Annotated in this window: 15 protein-coding genes and 1 tRNA gene; 14 read left to right on the top strand and 2 right to left on the bottom strand. The window is 39.4% G+C overall.

Going from position 1 to position 18,369, the window contains the following annotated elements; genetic code table 11:
• Positions 1 to 97: 97 nt before the first annotated feature.
• On the top strand, positions 98 to 1,396 hold the full coding sequence (gene eno / locus AN389_RS03710) for a phosphopyruvate hydratase (protein ID WP_055015359.1): 1,299 nt from the start codon (positions 98 to 100) through the stop codon (positions 1,394 to 1,396).
• A gap of 151 nt (positions 1,397 to 1,547) precedes the next feature.
• Here eno and mutH read toward each other — a convergent pair whose 3' ends face one another.
• Positions 1,548 to 2,219, bottom strand: coding sequence for a DNA mismatch repair endonuclease MutH (gene mutH / locus AN389_RS03705; RefSeq protein WP_055015358.1), 672 nt, complete (start codon positions 2,217 to 2,219; stop codon positions 1,548 to 1,550).
• A gap of 577 nt (positions 2,220 to 2,796) precedes the next feature.
• Here mutH and rppH point away from each other — a divergent pair.
• The 13 genes from rppH to AN389_RS03640 all read left to right on the top strand — a co-directional run bounded on the left by rppH (position 2,797) and on the right by AN389_RS03640 (position 16,853).
• The gene (rppH, locus tag AN389_RS03700) at positions 2,797 to 3,315 is read left to right on the top strand and encodes an RNA pyrophosphohydrolase (RefSeq protein WP_004586239.1); all 519 of its coding nucleotides are present in this window, start codon (positions 2,797 to 2,799) and stop codon (positions 3,313 to 3,315) included.
• Positions 3,316 to 3,344: 29 nt separating this feature from the next.
• Positions 3,345 to 5,609: a phosphoenolpyruvate--protein phosphotransferase gene (ptsP, locus tag AN389_RS03695; RefSeq protein ID WP_055015357.1), complete on the top strand. Its 2,265-nt coding sequence runs from the start codon at positions 3,345 to 3,347 to the stop codon at positions 5,607 to 5,609.
• A gap of 72 nt (positions 5,610 to 5,681) precedes the next feature.
• Positions 5,682 to 6,491: a sulfite exporter TauE/SafE family protein gene (locus tag AN389_RS03690; protein ID WP_055015356.1), complete on the top strand. Its 810-nt coding sequence runs from the start codon at positions 5,682 to 5,684 to the stop codon at positions 6,489 to 6,491.
• Positions 6,492 to 6,501: 10 nt separating this feature from the next.
• Positions 6,502 to 7,305, top strand: a complete 804-nt coding sequence (gene lgt, locus AN389_RS03685) for a prolipoprotein diacylglyceryl transferase (RefSeq protein ID WP_055017385.1) — start codon at positions 6,502 to 6,504, stop codon at positions 7,303 to 7,305.
• An 11-nt stretch (positions 7,306 to 7,316) separates the two neighbouring features.
• Positions 7,317 to 8,168: a thymidylate synthase gene (locus AN389_RS03680; protein ID WP_055017386.1), complete on the top strand. Its 852-nt coding sequence runs from the start codon at positions 7,317 to 7,319 to the stop codon at positions 8,166 to 8,168.
• A gap of 19 nt (positions 8,169 to 8,187) precedes the next feature.
• Positions 8,188 to 9,066, top strand: coding sequence for a UTP--glucose-1-phosphate uridylyltransferase GalU (galU, locus tag AN389_RS03675; protein WP_055019284.1), 879 nt, complete (start codon positions 8,188 to 8,190; stop codon positions 9,064 to 9,066).
• Between the two features lie 590 nt (positions 9,067 to 9,656).
• Positions 9,657 to 10,355, top strand: coding sequence for an SPOR domain-containing protein (locus AN389_RS03670; protein ID WP_055019283.1), 699 nt, complete (start codon positions 9,657 to 9,659; stop codon positions 10,353 to 10,355).
• 38 nt (positions 10,356 to 10,393) lie between these two features.
• Positions 10,394 to 10,981: an SPOR domain-containing protein gene (locus AN389_RS03665; protein ID WP_055017389.1), complete on the top strand. Its 588-nt coding sequence runs from the start codon at positions 10,394 to 10,396 to the stop codon at positions 10,979 to 10,981.
• A 52-nt stretch (positions 10,982 to 11,033) separates the two neighbouring features.
• On the top strand, positions 11,034 to 11,627 hold the full coding sequence (locus tag AN389_RS03660; protein WP_055019282.1) for a FlgO family outer membrane protein: 594 nt from the start codon (positions 11,034 to 11,036) through the stop codon (positions 11,625 to 11,627).
• 13 nt (positions 11,628 to 11,640) lie between these two features.
• Complete coding sequence (locus AN389_RS03655) at positions 11,641 to 12,333, top strand: FlgO family outer membrane protein (protein ID WP_055017390.1); 693 nt, start codon at positions 11,641 to 11,643, stop codon at positions 12,331 to 12,333.
• A gap of 8 nt (positions 12,334 to 12,341) precedes the next feature.
• A complete protein-coding gene (locus AN389_RS03650; protein ID WP_055019281.1) occupies positions 12,342 to 13,019 on the top strand; it encodes a FlgO family outer membrane protein in 678 nt (225 codons plus the stop codon).
• 122 nt (positions 13,020 to 13,141) lie between these two features.
• Positions 13,142 to 13,216 (top strand) — tRNA-Arg (locus AN389_RS03645).
• Positions 13,217 to 13,586: 370 nt separating this feature from the next.
• The gene (locus AN389_RS03640; protein ID WP_055019280.1) at positions 13,587 to 16,853 is read left to right on the top strand and encodes a P-loop NTPase fold protein; all 3,267 of its coding nucleotides are present in this window, start codon (positions 13,587 to 13,589) and stop codon (positions 16,851 to 16,853) included.
• Positions 16,854 to 17,161: 308 nt separating this feature from the next.
• Here AN389_RS03640 and AN389_RS03635 read toward each other — a convergent pair whose 3' ends face one another.
• Positions 17,162 to 18,094 carry a hypothetical protein gene (locus AN389_RS03635; protein ID WP_055019279.1) on the bottom strand — a complete coding sequence of 311 codons (933 nt, stop codon included), beginning with the start codon at positions 18,092 to 18,094 and terminating at the stop codon, positions 17,162 to 17,164.
• Positions 18,095 to 18,369: the final 275 nt, after the last annotated feature.

Here is an 18,369-nt window from a genome sequence, read left to right as displayed (position 1 = left end):
ATATTGCACGGCTTTTTTGTCTAAAGGGCTGACTAAAAGATATAAAACGTAGTAAAGTTAGCTGAACTCACCATTTTGGGAATATAGAGGAATCAAGATGTCAGAAATCGTAAAAGTAATTGGTCGCGAAATTATGGACTCGCGTGGTAACCCGACTGTTGAAGCTGATGTATATTTAGCTGATGGTTCTTGGGGCCGAGCTGCCGCTCCTTCAGGTGCATCAACAGGTACTCGCGAAGCGCTAGAGCTACGTGATGGTGACAAAGCCCGTTACTTAGGTAAAGGTGTATTAAACGCAGTTGGTTTTATTAACAACGAAATTGCGGATGCGCTAAAAGGCCAAAATGCATTAGAGCAAAGTGCTGTAGATAAAGTAATGCTAGATTTAGATGGCACTGAAAATAAAGAAAAACTAGGTGCAAATGCTATCTTAGCAGTGTCACTAGCGACTGCAAAAGCCGCTGCACAATTTAAAAAAGTTGAGCTTTACGAGCACATCGCAGACTTAAACGGTACACCAGGTGTTTACTCAATGCCGCTGCCTATGATGAACATCATCAATGGTGGTGAGCACGCAGATAACTCTGTAGATATTCAAGAATTTATGATCCAACCTGTTGGCGCTGCAAACTTCCGCGAAGGCCTACGTATGGGCGCTGAAGTATTCCACAGCCTTGCTAAAGTATTAAAAGCAGACGGTCATTCTACAGCGGTAGGTGATGAAGGTGGTTTTGCACCAAACCTTGAGTCAAACGAAGCCGCTCTTGCTGCTATTAAAACTGCTGTTGCAAACGCAGGTTATGAGCTAGGTAAAGATATTACACTGGCTATGGACTGTGCTGCATCAGAGTTTTACGACAAAGAAGCAAACATTTACGACCTTAAAGGTGAAGGTAAAAAATTCACTTCAGAAGAATTTAACTATTTCTTAAAAGAGCTAACTGAGCAATACCCAATTGTTTCAATTGAAGATGGCTTAGATGAGTCTGATTGGGATGGCTTTGCACACCAAACTAAGCTACTGGGTGATAAAATCCAGCTAGTAGGTGATGATTTATTCGTAACGAACACTAAGATTTTAAAACGTGGTATCGACAACGGTATTGCTAACTCAATCCTAATCAAATTTAACCAAATTGGTTCATTAACTGAAACGTTAGCAGCAATCAAAATGGCTAAAGATGCAGGCTTTACTGTTGTTATTTCTCACCGCTCCGGCGAAACAGAAGATGCAACAATTGCTGATTTAGCGGTAGGTACTGCTGCAGGTCAAATTAAAACGGGTTCACTGAGCCGTTCTGACCGTGTTGCAAAATACAACCAACTTCTTCGCATTGAAGAAGCGCTAGGCTCAAAAGCACCTTACAACGGTCTTAAAGAAGTTAAAGGTCAGTAATTACTGCTCTTTAATTTAAGATTATAAAATCCTCGCCCAGGCGGGGATTTTTTATGCCAGTTACTTTTCTAGTAGGAGACCTGAGTGAACCTTCTAAGGTGCCTATTTAGTAAAAACGAGCACACCTGAAGCGTTTAATAATTACGTGTAATTAAAGCTGAAACTGCTGCTTTAAAATCTCACCTGTAAAACTGGTTTTTAAATAAAAACCACGCGGTAGGGTTTTTATAATTTGACCATTTGGTCCAATAGCATCAGTAACCACTTTGCTGTTTGCCGCCTTAGGCCTTATTTGAATCGCATCCCCTAAATGACCTGATATTTCATCTACTCGCCCAAGTGCTATTAATTCCATTTGTTCTTCCCAGTCTCGTTGTAATAAGGCATCTTGCTCAGGTGTTGGTTGCCACAAAAAGCCGCTACCTATCGTTCTGTCAAATGGGGCTATATCTCGCTCACTTAGTATGGGTAACCATAAAACATGATTTAGCTTTTTACGCACAGCGCTTGTATGCCATGTCATACCGGTGACGTTTATTAAAGGTGTTACCGATACAAACGTAGTCTCTAGTGGCTTACCTTTGTAAGAAATGGGGAGTGTTTTTAGCTCTATCCCTAAATCTTCAAAGTCGGGGAGGGGTTTGGAGCCTGCAGTAGCGCCTAACACGTATTCAATAAGTTGCCCAGTCCAGCCTTTTTCGCGTAATAGGTCGTCAGGGGTTTTAAAACGGTATTGCGATGCCAATTGCCCTAATGTTAATCCGGCAATAGCGTTTACGCGTTGCATTAAGTCATTAATTGAATGGGGTCTAGTTGGTCGCATGCTATTGGTTTACCTTGAATAATTAACAGCGCCATGATAGCAAAAGCCTACTTAGGTGGATATCTTTGCTTTTGGTTGTTTTTTATACGTGCTGTGTTTGGCGTAATTTTGCTCACGCCAAAAAGTCACAATTTAACTGTAAGTGACTGACCAGCTTTAATATTTTTTCTTAACTTATTCAGTTTTAATTAAGTTGGCAAATTCTATATGGGATAAATACAACAATATAAACATGTTTATCCACAGAATCTGTGGAGAAAGCGAGTTTTTAGATCTTCTATTGTGGACTTGTTTGCAAAATAGCCGTGTTTATTAAAAGTTATTCACAAGCTGTGAGTAAATAGTACAAAACATATTAATCAAGGCATAGCTTAGTTTTTTTTGCTAAAAGTTACATGATTTAGGGGTTATTTTAGCCCTAGACTCATCAGGTGCTAATTTATCATTAAGTTGTTATGCACAGTGTAAATAGTAAACTTGTAACTAGGGCGTGGTGACTTTGGGGATAATAGTGTTTGCCGAATTGCAGCTAATGTGGAACAATCATTAAAAATCGACTTACAAATGAGGCACTAAGGTGATTGATGCCGAAGGTTTTCGTGCCAATGTCGGAATTGTAATTTGCAATAATCAGGGGCAAGTTTTTTGGGCTAGACGTTACGGTCAACACTCTTGGCAATTTCCCCAAGGTGGTGTTGATGACGGAGAAACACCCGAACAAACTATGTACCGTGAATTACACGAAGAAGTAGGTTTGCGACCAGAAGACGTAGAAATAGTCGCAAGCTCAAAACATTGGTTACGCTATAAATTACCCAAACGATTAATTCGCCGCGACTCAAGTCCGGTGTGTATTGGGCAAAAACAAAAATGGTTTTTATTAAAACTGCGTTGCAAAGATGAAGATGTAAATTTGCTTAAAACTCATCATCCCGAATTTGATGATTGGCGCTGGGTAAGCTATTGGTATCCAGTGAGGCAAGTGGTGTCGTTTAAGCGCGATGTATACAGACGGGTGATGAAAGAGTTTGCACCGTTTGCAATGCCTTTTAATAAAAGAGAACATCATAAAGAGCAGTGGCGACACAAAAGGTAGTAGTATAATTATAAAATAAGGAGCAGGTAATGCTGGCAACACTAAGAACTATTGCTGAGTCTGTGTCGCAACAAGCGAACTTAGACAGTGCCCTAGTGTGCTTTGTGAAAATGGTGAAAGAAGCCATGAAAACCCAGTGCTGCTCTATTTATTTTGCCGACTACAGTCAAGATAACTTTGTACTTATGGCAACCGAAGGCCTAAACCCTGATGCCGTAGGTAAGTTTAGAATTGGTTTTACCGAAGGACTTGTTGGTTTAGTTGCTCAGCGTGAAGAGCCTATTAATATTGCTTTTGCAAAATCTCACCCACGTTTTAAGCTCTCCCCCGAAGTAAACGAAGAAGGTTACAATGCCTTTTTGTCTGTACCTGTTGTGCATCAAAAAAAGGTATTGGGCGTTATTGTTGTACAACAAAAAATGGCGCGGGTTTTTAGCCAAGACGAAGAGTCGTTTTTAATTACGCTTTCGGCGCAGCTAGCCTCGCAACTTGCGCATGCTGAAATAAAAGAGCTTTTACGCCAAGACGAATCATCACATCAAACCTCAGTGCTAAAAGGGGTGTCGAGTGCGCCGGGCATAGGAATTGGCCAAGCCTTTGTGGTGCTCCCTAAGCTTGATTTTAAATCTATAGAGCTTAAAAAAGACTCTGATAGTGCTGAGCAGAAACGTTTATTTACACAAGCCGTTGCTGCCACCCGCAAAGAATTTAATACCCTGTCTATGACTTTGAGTGACTCAATACCCCGTGAAGCACTCGCGGTATTTGATGTATACCAACAATTACTTGATGCCAAAAGTTTAGGCCACAACGTTGAGGTACAGTTACAAGAGGGCTGGTGTGCAAAAAGCGCCTTAAAAATTGTTATTGAGCGGCTTATTTCACAGTTTAATGCCATGCAAGACCCTTACATTAAAGAGCGGGCCGTTGATGTAAAAGACATTGGACTAAGAGTATTGCACCATCTTGTAAACACTGAGCACGCAGTAAAAGATTATCCGCCGAATACTATATTAATTGCGAATACCTTAACGCCCGCCATGCTAGCTGAAGTACCCAACGGGCATTTAGCAGGTGTAGTGAGTGTAAATGGCTCAGCCAATAGCCATGCCTCTATATTAACCCGCGCTATGGGAATACCAGCTATTTGGGGTATTGAAGATTTACCCTTATTGCAATTTGATGGTAAACCAATGATTTTAGATGCCTTTTCTGGGCGTTTATATATTTCTCCTTCGCAAGTGTTACTCGATGAATACGCACAGTTAAAGCACCAAGATAAATTACTCAATAACCGCTTTTTAGCAGAGCAAAGTGCACAGTCGGTTACTTTAGATGGTGAGCAAATCAATTTAATGCTCAATGCAGGGCTTGAGCTTAATACTGAACAAAGCAGTACACATATTTGCGATGGGGTAGGGCTTTATCGTACCGAAGCATGGTTTATGCAAAAGGGACAATTTCCTTCACAGGCCGAGCAAGAAAACTGGTATAGGGAGGTACTAAAAAGTTATCACCCAGCGCCAGTGGTTATGCGAACGCTCGACATTGGTGGCGACAAAGTTTTAGATTACTTTAATATCACCGAAGAAAATCCCTTTTTAGGTTGGCGTGGTATACGCATAAGCCTTGACCATCCAGAACTGTTTTTAGATCAACTCAAAGCCATGTTAAAAGCAAATATGGGCTTAGGTAATTTAAAAATAATGCTACCAATGATCAGTGGCTCAGAAGAAGTAGACGAAGCGCTCGCGTTATTTGAACAAGCTTATTTTGAATTAAGCGAAAAGTGCCCAGAGCAAAACTTGGAGCGCCCACAAGTGGGTATTATGCTTGAAGTACCCTCCAGTATATTTATGCTCGACGAGTGGGCTAAAAAGGTCGACTTTTGCTCAGTAGGCAGTAACGATTTAACGCAATACTTACTTGCTGTAGATAGAGCAAATGCGAGGGTAGCTCAGTTATTTAACCCATATCATCCCGGTGTGTTAAGGGTATTAAATAAAGTGGCTAATGAATGCAGCAAACACAGCTTACCTTTTAGTTTATGTGGCGAGCTGGGCGGCGAGCCAGAGGGCGCAATTTTACTTATTGCCATGGGCTATAGGCGTTTAAGTATGAACATGTCGTCATTGACTAAAGTAAAGTGGATTTTAAGACGCTTAAACATTAACGATATGCAGCAGTTACTTGCAGAGTGCCTAATGCAGTCGAACGCTAAACAGGTACTGCGTCTAACGCGCAATTTTATGATTGAGCACCAATTAGGCGATCTATTCTACACCGCTAAATAATGCAGCGCTTAAAGATGCTATTAACGTAATAATCCTTTAATATAGGCGCACGAAAAGGTATTTGAGAACACTATGTATGACTTAGCTTTACTCGTGGCCAGTTGTGCGCTACTTGGCTGTGTAGTTGGCTTTTTAGCGGGGCTATTAGGGATAGGCGGCGGTTTAATTATTGTGCCTGTTTTAAGTAGTTTATTGCTGATGTTTAATGTTACTTCACCTGATCACGTTTTGGTTATTTCTATTGCAACATCGCTTGCCTCTATTTTATTCACGTCTACTTCTTCAGTATTGGCTCATCATAAAAATGATAATGTACCGTGGCAAATTGCGCCTTGGGTAATGTCGGGTGTAGGCCTAGGCGCTTTAATAAGTGGCTTTGCCGCCAGTTTAATACCAGAACAAGCGTTACGCAGCGTGTTTGCTGTGAGTGTTGTGTTTATTGCAGGCAGAATGGTATTGGCATCACGCAGTAAATCGCTTAATGAAAAACCGTTACCAAAAGGGCCAATTTTAGGGAGCATTTCTGCCCTTATGGGGGCGCTTTCTGGTTTAATAGGTATTGGCGGCGGCGCGCTTATTGCCCCTATGCTTAACTACTTCTCGGTTGATATAAAAAAAGCGATAGGGTGCGCATCAGCATGCGGCATTGTTATCGCGTTATTTGGCTCTATTGGTTATATAAGCGCAGGTTGGAACGTAACTGATTTAGCCCACGGGTTCGCAGGGTTTGTATACTTACCTGCATTATTTGGTATTGTAATAACATCGTGGTTTGTGGCGCCCTTAGGGGCTAAAGCAACTCATTATTTACCTGTTACTATAATAAAGAAAATTTTCGCGGTGTTGCTTGTGCTCATCGCACTTAAAATGGTTTTTAGCTAAAGGTTTATTTATGGCACTTGAGTTTCCTCAAATCGATCCAATCATTTTTTCTGTTGGACCGCTAAGCGTACGTTGGTACGGTTTAATGTATTTAATTGGTTTTGCGTTTGCAATGTGGTTTGCTAATCGTCAAGCCGCAAAACCTAACTCTGGTTGGACTAAAGAGCAAGTAAGTGACTTGCTTTTTTACGGCATGCTTGGGGTTATTTTAGGTGGCAGAATTGGCTATGTATTGTTTTATCAGTTTAGCTACTTTTTAGAAAATCCATTCTATTTATTTAGAATTGACCAAGGCGGAATGTCGTTCCACGGCGGAACTTTAGGGGTTATTACCGCTATTATTCTATTTGCTAAAACCCGTAAAAAATCACTGTTTGCAGTGGGTGACTTTGTCGTGCCGCTTGTACCAGTGGGTTTATTAGCAGGGCGTATTGGTAACTTTATAAATGGCGAATTATGGGGCCGCGTAAGCGATGTGCCATGGGCCATGGTATTTCCAACGGGTGGGCCGCTTGCGCGTCACCCATCGCAGTTATACGAAGCCTTTTTTGAAGGGTTAGTCCTGTTTTTAATTTTATTATGGTTTATTAAAAAGCCTCGCCCTGCAGGCAGTGTAGCCGGTGTATTTTTATTAGGGTATGGCGTATTTAGATTTTGTATTGAATATTTCCGCCAACCTGATGCGCAGCTTGGCCTATTTGCCGACTTTATCTCAATGGGGCAAATACTCTCGTTGCCTATGATTATTGGTGGCCTTGGGCTATTAATTTGGGCATATAAAAAACCGCAACCTGTAACAGCAGCAAAGGCATAGTAAAACATAACATGAAACAATATTTGAATTTATGTCAGCGCATCGTTGACGAAGGTGTATGGGTAGAAAATAAACGCACAGGCACGCGCTGCCTAACTGTTATTAATGCCGACTTAGAATACGATGTAGGTAATAATAAATTTCCTATGATCACCACGCGTAAAAGTTATTACAAAGCCGCTATAGCAGAGCTTTTAGGTTACTTACGCGGGTACGATAGCGCAGCGCAATTTCGCGATATAGGTTGTAAAACCTGGGATGCAAACGCAAACGATAATAACGCATGGCTAAATAACCCTAACCGCAAAGGCGAGGACGACATGGGCCGCGTTTATGGTGTGCAAGGACGTAATTGGCAACGCCCAGATGGCTCAACGCTCGATCAGCTTGCTAAAGTAGTAAATAACTTAAAAAACGGCATTGATGACAGAGGTGAAATAATTACCTTTTATAATCCTGGTGAGTTTGAGCTTGGTTGTTTGCGCCCATGTATGCACACACATACGTTTTCGCTGCTTGGTGACACGCTGTATTTAACATCATATCAGCGCAGTTGCGATGTGCCGCTAGGCCTTAATTTTAATCAAATTCAGTGTTTTGTATTACTGGCCTTGGTTGCACAAATTACCGGCCATAAAGCAGGCAAGGCGTATCATAAAATTGCTAATGCGCATATTTACGAAAACCAGTTACCGTTGATGCGCGATGTACAGTTAAAACGTGAGCCGTTCGATTCACCGCAATTAAATATTAACCCAAACATAAAATCACTAGAAGATATAGAAACATGGGTAACACGAGACGATTTTGAAGTAGTAGGCTATCAATGCCACGAACCAATCCAATATCCGTTTTCAGTATAATAAGATTAAGGAGAACAAGATGAAAGCAGTGATCCCAGTAGCAGGCCTCGGAACGCGTATGTTACCTGCCACAAAAGCCATCCCTAAAGAGATGCTTCCAGTGGTAGACCGTCCGCTTATTCAATATGTAGTAAATGAAGCGGTAGCCGCAGGCGTTAAAGAAATTGTACTTGTAACGCACTCAAGTAAAAACTCTATCGAAAATCATTTTGATACCAGCTTTGAGCTAGAAGCCACGCTTGAAAAACGTGTAAAGCGGCAATTACTTGCCGAAGTACAGGCAATTTGCCCTAAAGATGTGACCATTATTCACGTGCGCCAAGGGGAAGCCAAAGGTTTAGGTCATGCAATTAATTGTGCTGCGCCAATTATTGGCAACGAACCCTTTGTGGTTATTTTGCCAGATGTGATTGTTGATGACGTAGAGAGCGATCTTAAAAAAGACAACCTAGCAGAGATGATCGCCCGTTTTGAACAAACTAAGCACAGCCAAATTATGGTTGAGCCAGTACCCATGGACGAAGTAGACAAATTTGGTGTTGTTGATTTAGGTGACGTAGAGCTACACCAAGGTGAAAGCTCGCCAATTATTAACATGGTAGAAAAACCACCAGTCGATGAAGCACCTTCAAACTTATCGGTAGTAGGGCGCTATGTATTAAGCGAAAACATCTGGCCACTGCTTGCTAAAACGCCGCAAGGGGCTGGTAACGAAATTCAACTTACAGACGCAATTGCCATGCTAATGGAGCAAGAAAAAGTAGACGCTTACGCAATGAAAGGCCGTAGCCATGATTGTGGCAGCAAAATAGGCTACTTAAAAGCAACGATAGAGTTTGCCCTGCGCCGCGACGAGTTTGCAGATGATTTAAAAACATTTATTAAATCGTTAATTTAGGTTTTATTAAATCACCGACCAAGGCGCCTAAAGGCGCCTTTTTTTATAAAAAAACACAAATGCTAAGCTTTTAAATAGTGCTTTTACAATTTTGCATACTAGCTAATCTGTACGCTAAGTAATTAATCTATCTTGAGCCGTTATTATAGCGTTAACTACGTTGAATTTACTTGCAATAGGCCCCTTATTGAGACGTAATTTTGCCTTGTTTTCACTAAAAATTTCAGGCTAGATAGAGTAAATTTAAATACCAGCCTAATTCAATATGTTAGTTAATCTCTTAAGTAGAGCTCAGGTTAATTAAACATGCTAGTTGTAAAAATGGTCTACGCTTATTTATGTTCTGAATTTGACTTGCGTTATATAGCTACATAACGTAATTTATATTGTAAAGTTTATGTTAATTGGCATTAAAGTTGTATTAAAAGCCAAACTCACGGAAGGGACACGTTAATTATTACCTATGTAGGTCAATTAGCGTGCAGGAGCAAAAATCGCTCATTGTTTAAATTGCTAAGTTAAACGCTTTCTTGTGAGAATGTTTAACTGAAATGTAAGTGCACAGGCACTGCTTTCAGGATAACGGGTACATGCTTAAATTAAAAAAATATTATAAACACTTTTTTGTATGCCTTTTTACGCTTACGTTTGGCTCGGCGTGCTCTATTACGCCTACTGCTCAACCTGCTATTGATAATGAAATACCTAACACCGCGCCCGATTACGTATCGATAACGGCACTGGAGCTGGCCCAATTAAAAGATGCCGCCATGCAATGGCAACAAGCACGCGCCGGTATAGAGCGCATTTTAAAGCTTGAAAAAGAAATTACTTACCTCGTTAATCATATAGATATAATAAACTCTAAGGCGATTGCACAATCTAATGCAAGCCCTGCCTACAGCAGCCGCTATGCTCGTACACCTTCGCGTATAGTCAGTAACAAGCCACGTCGCCAGCAAAGGTATAAAGCCGCTAACAATAATCTAAAGCAAACAATAAAGCTTAATACACCTAAACATGTATTTGCATTACAAGTTGCTTCGGTCGACTCTAAGCAAGATGTAGCCAAGGCTTGGCAAGAGCTGAATACTAAAGCAGCACCACTATTTAGGGATAAAATATTAACCAACGTAGAAACCGCAAAAATAAATGATAAAACCTTTTATCGCTTAAAGCTTGGCTCTTATAAAAGCCTTAAAAATGCCAAAGCCGACTGTGAAGTATTTAAAATGTATAAGCTTGACTGCATTGTAAGTAACTATACCGACAAGCCAATTAAACTGTAAAGCTGATAGCTCGATAGCCCTGACTTGCTAAGCGTTGATTGGCTGTTAAAATAGCGCCCACTCTTACCCAAATTAACAACATACTTATGCTGCACTACAAGGACTTTTTAGCTACATTAGTTTTAGGCTCTGCATTAGCAAACAGTGCTCACGCACTAGCAACAGATCAAAAGCAGGCGGTGTTTATTAAAAAGGATGATTTAGCTGTACTAAAAGAGTCTGCGCAGCAGTGGCAACAAACCCAGCCTCAATTAGAAAGACTGTTAAAGCTAGAAAGTGAATTACAGCGCACAGTCGATAAATTAAAACAACTAAATACCCAGCCAGAACTTGAGCAAACACAGCCAACTAACCACTTAGCTGTTGTAAATCCAAATGCGCTGTTTGCAGTTCAAGTAGGGGCTTATAAAAATAAAGCGGTACTTGAAGCGGCTGTAAAACAATATCAATCGGTGCCAAATATGCTTGAAGTTAATACCGAACAAGTACTCATTGAGCAGCACACATTTTATAGGTTAAAGCTTGGTGCGTTTAAAACAAAAAACGCAGCTGAAGATGCATGTAAGTCATTAATAAAAATTAATAACTGCTTTGTAACCTATTATGTCAAAACGCCTCAAAGTTAATTAGGCATAATAATTGCTTTATCCTCGATATGTTTTAAAGAGGACGGCAACTATGCGCCTTTTACTGCCTTTAGTATTGTTAAATTTAACTGCTTGCAATTTGGTTCCACCGCCTGAGCCGAGTGTACCTACTGACGCGCCAAAAGCAGCAATGGCACCCTATACTGTAAACGAGTATGTAGCCAATCTAACCTCGCAGCTTAATCATATAAATGGCGCTTTAAATGCCAATGCGCGCATTGGTGTGAGTAGCTTTTTTTATGCCGATGCTTTAGATACTAAGCTAGCAGCAGGGCAGGCCTCGGGTTTGAGCTTACAAATTCAAGAAAGTCTATTAACGCAATTTACCCAGCTTGGCTATCATACTGTTGAGTACCGCCTTGGTAATAACCTTATATTAGCGCAAAACGCAGACAGCATATTAAGCCGCGACTTAAGTAAACTACGCAATCGCCAAAATATTGACTTAGTCATCACCGGCACTGTAACACGCCAACAGCATGCGTATATAGTTAATGCACGACTCGTTAATATTGAAAATAAGCAAGTATTGTCGGCAGGCAGCACAGAGATCCCTATAAATGTAATGTGGGGAAGTGAAAAAATTCAGCAGCGCGACGGCTCTTTGTACCGCAGCGAATATTAATCAGGAGCACACCATGAGAAACCTATTAATTACCCTATGTTTGCCATTAGGCTTTGGCTGTTCGCAAATGCTAAATTCGCTACATTCAGAGCCGGAGCAGGTTGAGCAAGACAATGCAGCCCAGCTTGTTTCAGAGCAACGTGCGGTAAAAGCACCTGTAGCAAATGACGCGTTATTTCAGTCTAATTTAAACAAGCAAAGCAACTACACTAAAAGTGCCCCTGCAAAACGCAAAAATATAAACCATTATGTGCGCGGTATAATGCAAGACATGGTCGAAAACCTGCAATACGTAAACGACAAAACGCCACTTGCCGTTTCTAGCTTTGTATTTTTAGATGATGACTACAGTGATGGAAGCCTGTTAGGTAACCAAATAGCCGAAAGCTTTATGCACGAGCTGCATAGTTTTGGAGTACCGGTTATCGATTTTAAAACCACCGATTATATGCGCGTAACCCCCGCAGGCGACTTTGTATTTAGCCGCGACTACCTAGAGTTAAACCAAGATCAAAACTTTAATTACGTATTAGCAGGAACACTTGTGAGCCACCAAGGTGGCGTACTGGTAAATGCACGAATAGTGGGTATTAAAAGTAAAGCGGTAGTGGGCAGTGCGCAAGGCTTTATACCGCAATCAGTGGTTGATGCGCTAAACAGTAGCTATCGCACCGACGGAATTATGCTTAAACAAGCCAGCGAGTGAGGTTGACCATGTTTTATAAACTATCTGCTATAGCGGGGCTAACGGCAACGTTAGCATTAACTGGTTGTTCAATAACGCAAAATAATGAGCACAACGAAAACATTAACACGCGCTCAGATTACACCGTGGTAACGCAAAGTAACCAACCAACGCCAGTGTATGCTAACCAATCTGTGCAGCAGCAAAGTGAGTACGACACAGCAAGGCAGTTTACACCGCTTAAACATCACAAAACATTGGCAAACTATGTAGAGCAAATGGCGCTGGATTTAGTTGATACGCTTGAAGCCGAAGCGCCCGATAACAACAGCATCAACATAGCGGTTACCACCATTGTCGATTTAGACGCATCGCTTAATAAAAGTAATCAGTTGGGTAATCAATTAGCAGAGACGTTTATTCATCAGCTGCAAAAGTTTGGCTACGGCGTGGTCGATTTTAAAACCATGGACAACATTGATGTATCAAATAGAGGCGACTTTGTGTTATCTCGCGATATAGAAAAGCTAAGCGAAAGCAGCATGGCTAACTATGTATTAGCAGGTACGTTAATTTACCGCCCAAATGGCGTAGCAGTAAACACCCGCGTTATAAATGTTCACAGTAAACATATTGTGGCAAGCAGCCGTAAACTCATACCACTGTACGTGTTAAACAAAGAAGATATATATTTATCAAGCAATTAAGTTAATTTTAGCTTGATATGAAAAACAAGATGCCGTTATAATTTTTGTAAGCTGTAAGCTGTAAGCTGTAAGCTGTAAGCTGTAAGCTGTAAGCTGTAAGCTGTAAGCTGTAAGCTCGGTGCGGCCTCTTAGTTAAATGGATATAACGGCCCCCTCCTAAGGGGCAGTTGCAGGTTCGATTCCTGCAGGGGCTACCAACCAAAAACCTAATGCAATATTTGTAACTCTTTTGTGCCTGCGTAGGTCGGATAAGCGAAGCGCCATCCGACACAGTAAAATACCTTACCAATTATTATCAATATTTTATGTTGCCGAGTGGCTGGAGAGTGCCATGAGCAGTCGTTCATAATTAACTCGTTTCTGCCCCTTAATGAGTTAGCATAAATACTCTAAATAATTGGCCAAAATCACTATGCCACTAAGGTTTATACTAATACTTTGATATTCAGTAATACTTCAGCTTTACTACAAGTTAAATGACATGTGGCTCTACCCGTGCTAGCTTATTCAGAGCTGTTTTTCGCATAAAAATATGATTAATTCACAAACTCTTAGGTTATACCTCATATGGATAATGAAAAAAATAATAACACCTACAAGTTTCTAATAGAAAAGCCTTCTAAAAAAGACTTGTTTGATAGTGGTAGCCATAGTAGAACAGCTAATGCTGTTTTTAGATCTTTGAAAGATGATAACGGTATTAATGTTGTTGGTGTTGAAGGAAATTTAGGATCTGGTAAAAGTACTGTGCTAGAACTCATTAAAGATATGAGTTGCGAAGAGCAATACGAGTTCGTTGAATTTGATGTCGAGAAATTTCAGCACGGTGCAACTAAAAAAGCTTTAATAGAGAAACTTTATTTGGCTGTAGAAGGGGCTATCTCCTCAAAAGAAGGTAAGGCTAAAGTTGAAAAGGCTAAAAATGTTGCTTTAGGTAATCATTTTGAATATACGTCCAACATTAAAAGCAATATTAATATCTGGATCGTTTGGTTTACGATTTCTTTATTAGTGGGTATAAGACTATTGCCAGACGCTTTAACAGGGCTTGGTAATTTTCTTATTTTTATACTTCAAATAATTATAGATAATTATGAAGTTGCAAATGAGAACTTTAGCTTCAGTGGTCTATCTTTACTTTCCGTAATCTTGGTTTGGTTTCCTTGGCATATTGTAAGATGTGCGCAAAAACGAAAAAAGATTCTTTGGCTTTTTGGAAAGCCACCTACAACTGGTGATATTTTTAAAAGAAATAGCAATGACACTATTTCAGAAACTATTGAAATTAACAAAGAAGTAGGTGCCTATGAGTTACAGCAAGCATTGGAGTCCTTTGTTTCTGAGATCCCAGATGAAAAAAGATTTATTTTAGTTCTGGATAACTTGGACCGTGTAACTAAAGAAAAATTGAGAGAAGTGTGGAGTGATATTGAAGTATTTACTTCTATAGCCCAAACTAAAATACAATTATTAATTCCTTATTCAATTACACATGTCGCATCTTCATTATCCTCGGATGAAACCGAAGGAATGGAGTTTATCTCAAAAAGAATACCAATATCATTTAGGGTTGCTCCAATACTATCAGCAGATTGGAAAAGCAGTTGTTCTGATATGATTGCAGAGACAGGTATTACCGTTAAAAATGAAGAGTTAAAAGGAATTCTGACGCTCATAGATCTCTGGACTTATGCTTTTAATACCCAAGTCACCCCTCGCTATATGAAGAAGCTGATAAATTCAGTAGTTAGTATTTTAGCAACACATAGTGAACGCATTAGTGTAATAACAGCATTTTATTATCAGTTATCAGTTCAAAACTCTGGGGTATCTTCAACTGAAGTGTTGGCCTCAGAATCAACAAATTCAGACATTCAAGAGAAACTAAAAGAAAGTAAGAGAATAATTGAGCGTAATATTGATTTCGAATTGTGGTCTAAAGAACTAGTCTCAATACATTATTTGTCTAGTTATAATGTTGCTGAAAGCGAGATACTTACTAGCCCACTAAGAAGAGCATTAGATAATACGGATATAGAACCATTCGTGGCTAAACAAAGTATTTATGCTTACGACAAAATACTATTAGATTTAATAGATGACGCGGGAACTGATAAATTTATTTCATTGATGTTATTGATGAAAGAGGAAGAAGATGAAAAATATGAAGCTTGGGTTGATAAGTGGTATCCTCACATAAATTCTGCGATAGAACAGGATACTATGGATATCGAGGACATCGATATATTAGTTTCCTCAACTCAACAGTTGATAAATTTAGATGTTAAAGTGAGTACGTCTAGAATTGAACGTTATTATAATTCAATTAATGAAACACCTAGTAAAGCTCTTAAGCTCGACGATATAAACAAAACCCTTGAAGTACTTTACGGGTGTTCACAGCTCTTAGAAGACATTCCAGATGCAGTTAATGTTTTTAACGCAAACATGTTCATTGACTATTTGTGGCCTAATCGAGAAAAATTTCCAAACTGGAATATAGGTGTTAGTGAACTGGTAGAAAAGGATATTCAGAGTTTATTCTCTGTCGCCAGCAAGGCAGAGGAAATAGACAAAGAATTGTTAGAAGCAATCTCAAGTCGTTTTAGATTAGGATGGCTTGAGGGGGAGGTTAGATTGAGCGACCTTTATTCATCAATGCCAACTGTTGACTCCTTTAATGATGGAACAAGCATATTAGAATCAAATTTATACAATAAAGCATGGTACGCCACGAATCAATTCAATTACTATCATCAAGGGCTTGCTAAGATTGAAAAGAAAAACCAAGCTAAGTGGTTAGCCCAAGCGTTCTCAAATATGATCTACCATAATACTCCACAGTACATTGGTAACTATAAACCTTATATTGAACTTAATGATGAGTTTCACAAAGAATTGGCAAATTGTCTTGTCGTTTCCTGTGATTTCGACATGCTCTTAACCGCGTTAGAACATCAAGAATTAAGAGAGTATGCGTACAAGGCTATAGGTCAACTAGTTGTTAATAGACGTGTATTCCGGCTTAGTATTGATAAGGTTATTGCCAAATATGACACTCTAAAAGCTATTAATTCTACGTCGAATGAGATAGTCAATTTTCTCGGAGGTTGGATTCATCGCTATAAATTCACTTTAAATAATCTAGAGAATATCAATGAATCTTTCTTAAAGGATGTTATGAATATTGAAATAACTAACTCTTGGCGAGAGAAGTTTTTACAGTTAATTGATAATGGCGGAAAAGCAGATGTTGATTGGTGGATGAAACAAATTCAAGAACCAAGTAATACAATTAGATTAATAGTAGAGGAATGGTACTCTAAAAATAATAAATCATTTATTAAATGTGCGACATTAAACGATTCGCTTAAACAGTTTTTTTCTGAGTTGTCTAATAACGATATGGAGAGCTTTTCTAATAAAACTTGGGTAAATACTTTAATTTCTATAATGCCTAAGGCATCGACTTCTGTTTTGTCTAGGGTATTAAATAAGTTAATTGGTATGCCCAGTACTTCATTTAAAGAGGCAGAATGTATCGTAGCAAACTGTGATACTTACGTAGCACTGCAAAAATCGCTGACCAGTGAAGTTATCTTAGCCTTGTTTGAAAATATCGTAACTAACCAACAAATAGCAACGTGGTTTGATCTACAACAAATAGATTTTGAAAACTGGGATCAAGACACAGTGACAGCTTTCGTCAATAAAATTATTAGATTAGAAGAGGATGGTCTGTGTTTCGAGAAGTTAAATGAAATTGATCGAATTAGAAAAACTAAACAAGATTTTCTAAAACAAGAGACTGAAGAAGAAACAGCATTAACATAATTTAAAAGCAACTAATTCAACTGAGCGGTCCTTAGGCTCTAAATTGTTTTTGTCCAAAAATGAGTTAGGACGACCGTTAGCTATTCGCTCAAAGCCGCCCTTAAAAACCTAAGATACCAATAAATACTGAGTTAAAACGTTAGCGAAAAAGTAATTTTAATGCCTAAGTATTTTTTAACTAAAAACAAAAAAGCGAGTAAATATAAATCTACTCGCTTTACAATTTTGACAGCTAAAAGCTAAAAGCTAAAAGCTAAAAGCTAAAAGCTAAAAGCTAAAAGCTAAAAGCTAAAAGCTAAAAGCTAAAATTAACCATCACTGGTAATCTTATCAATCAGCTCACCCAGTACCGCTTCGGCTTTGCTGGTTTCTACTTGGCAGGTGCCGGCGTTTAAGTGGCCGCCACCGCCGTATTTAAGGCATAACTCGCCCACATTGGTGTTTGAGCTGCGGTTGGTGATTGATTTACCTATGGCAAACACTACGTTTTGTTTTTTAAGGCCCCACATTTTGTGAATTGATATATTGCAGTCGGGGTATAGGGCGTAAATAACAAAGCGATTGGTGGCGTAAATGGTTTCTTCTTGGGTTAAATCTAGTACCACGAGGTTTTTATGCACGGTTGCACATTGTGCTATTTGCGCTTTGGCCTTTTCGTTATGCTCGTTATATAGCGCAACGCGTTCAGCTACATCTTCCATTTTTAAAATCTCTTCGATGCTTTGATCTTTACAGGCATCGATGAGTTTCATCATTAATTGGTAGTTTGAAATTTTAAACTCGCGGAAGCGGCCAAGGCCTGTGCGTGCATCCATGATAAAGTTCATTAATACCCAGTCTGTTGGGTTGAGTATTTCGTCTTTTGAGAACTGCGCGGCATCGCCTTTATCTACCGCGTCCATCATGTCTGTGCTGATATTTGGAAATTTTTCTGCGCCGCCATAATAATCATAAACAACGCGTGCAGCAGAAGGGGCTTTAGGGTCAATTACGTGGTTTTTAATATCGCTAGCGTTACGTACGGTTTCGCTTAAGTGATGGTCAAATGCAATGTGGCACCCTGCAACGTAGGGTAGGTTAGTGGTAATGTCGTTTGCAGTTATGTCTATTTTGCCATCTTGCATGTCTTTTGGGTGTACAAATAAAATGTCATCAATTAGGTCTAAGTCTTTTAGCAGTACGGCACATACCAAGCCGTCAAAATCGCTGCGGGTGACTAGTCTAAATTTGTTATTGGGCATAGCTTTTCCATCTTGTTGTGATTGAGTTATCAAATAAGTGTAACAGCTAAAATGATTTTTGAGAGGTTATAGCAATCTAATTAAATATTTAGTCATTCTAGCGTGCTAAATAAAGCGTAAGCGGCGTTGTAAATTTTTAAGTAGAACAGGTACATATCAAAATTAATGCGTTGTTATTACTTTATTTATCTGTGGCTACAAGTAACGCATAATTTAATACAGTTGGTATGAGGGTTAAAAAAGCACATAAAAAAGCCAAAACGACTGTTTTGGCT

Source organism: Pseudoalteromonas sp. P1-7a (assembly GCF_001401855.1).
Classification (GTDB): Bacteria; Pseudomonadota; Gammaproteobacteria; order Enterobacterales; family Alteromonadaceae; genus Pseudoalteromonas.
The sequence above is the reverse complement of the archived record's forward strand: the minus strand, read 5'-3'. Positions and strand labels throughout refer to the sequence as shown.

Excerpts from the sequence above, each read along its gene's own strand:
- AN389_RS03660 (WP_055019282.1), top strand. The coding sequence starts at position 11,034 with ATGCGCCTTTTACTGCCTTTAGTATTGTTAAATTTAACTGCTTGCAAT.
- AN389_RS03635 (WP_055019279.1), bottom strand. The coding sequence starts at position 18,094 with ATGCCCAATAACAAATTTAGACTAGTCACCCGCAGCGATTTTGACGGC.
- AN389_RS03690 (WP_055015356.1), top strand. The coding sequence starts at position 5,682 with ATGTATGACTTAGCTTTACTCGTGGCCAGTTGTGCGCTACTTGGCTGT.
- AN389_RS03670 (WP_055019283.1), top strand. The coding sequence starts at position 9,657 with ATGCTTAAATTAAAAAAATATTATAAACACTTTTTTGTATGCCTTTTT.
- AN389_RS03655 (WP_055017390.1), top strand. The coding sequence starts at position 11,641 with ATGAGAAACCTATTAATTACCCTATGTTTGCCATTAGGCTTTGGCTGT.
- AN389_RS03680 (WP_055017386.1), top strand. The coding sequence starts at position 7,317 with ATGAAACAATATTTGAATTTATGTCAGCGCATCGTTGACGAAGGTGTA.
- lgt (WP_055017385.1), top strand. The coding sequence starts at position 6,502 with ATGGCACTTGAGTTTCCTCAAATCGATCCAATCATTTTTTCTGTTGGA.
- AN389_RS03650 (WP_055019281.1), top strand. The coding sequence starts at position 12,342 with ATGTTTTATAAACTATCTGCTATAGCGGGGCTAACGGCAACGTTAGCA.
- mutH (WP_055015358.1), bottom strand. The coding sequence starts at position 2,219 with ATGCGACCAACTAGACCCCATTCAATTAATGACTTAATGCAACGCGTA.
- ptsP (WP_055015357.1), top strand. The coding sequence starts at position 3,345 with ATGCTGGCAACACTAAGAACTATTGCTGAGTCTGTGTCGCAACAAGCG.
- AN389_RS03640 (WP_055019280.1), top strand. The coding sequence starts at position 13,587 with ATGGATAATGAAAAAAATAATAACACCTACAAGTTTCTAATAGAAAAG.
- eno (WP_055015359.1), top strand. The coding sequence starts at position 98 with ATGTCAGAAATCGTAAAAGTAATTGGTCGCGAAATTATGGACTCGCGT.
- galU (WP_055019284.1), top strand. The coding sequence starts at position 8,188 with ATGAAAGCAGTGATCCCAGTAGCAGGCCTCGGAACGCGTATGTTACCT.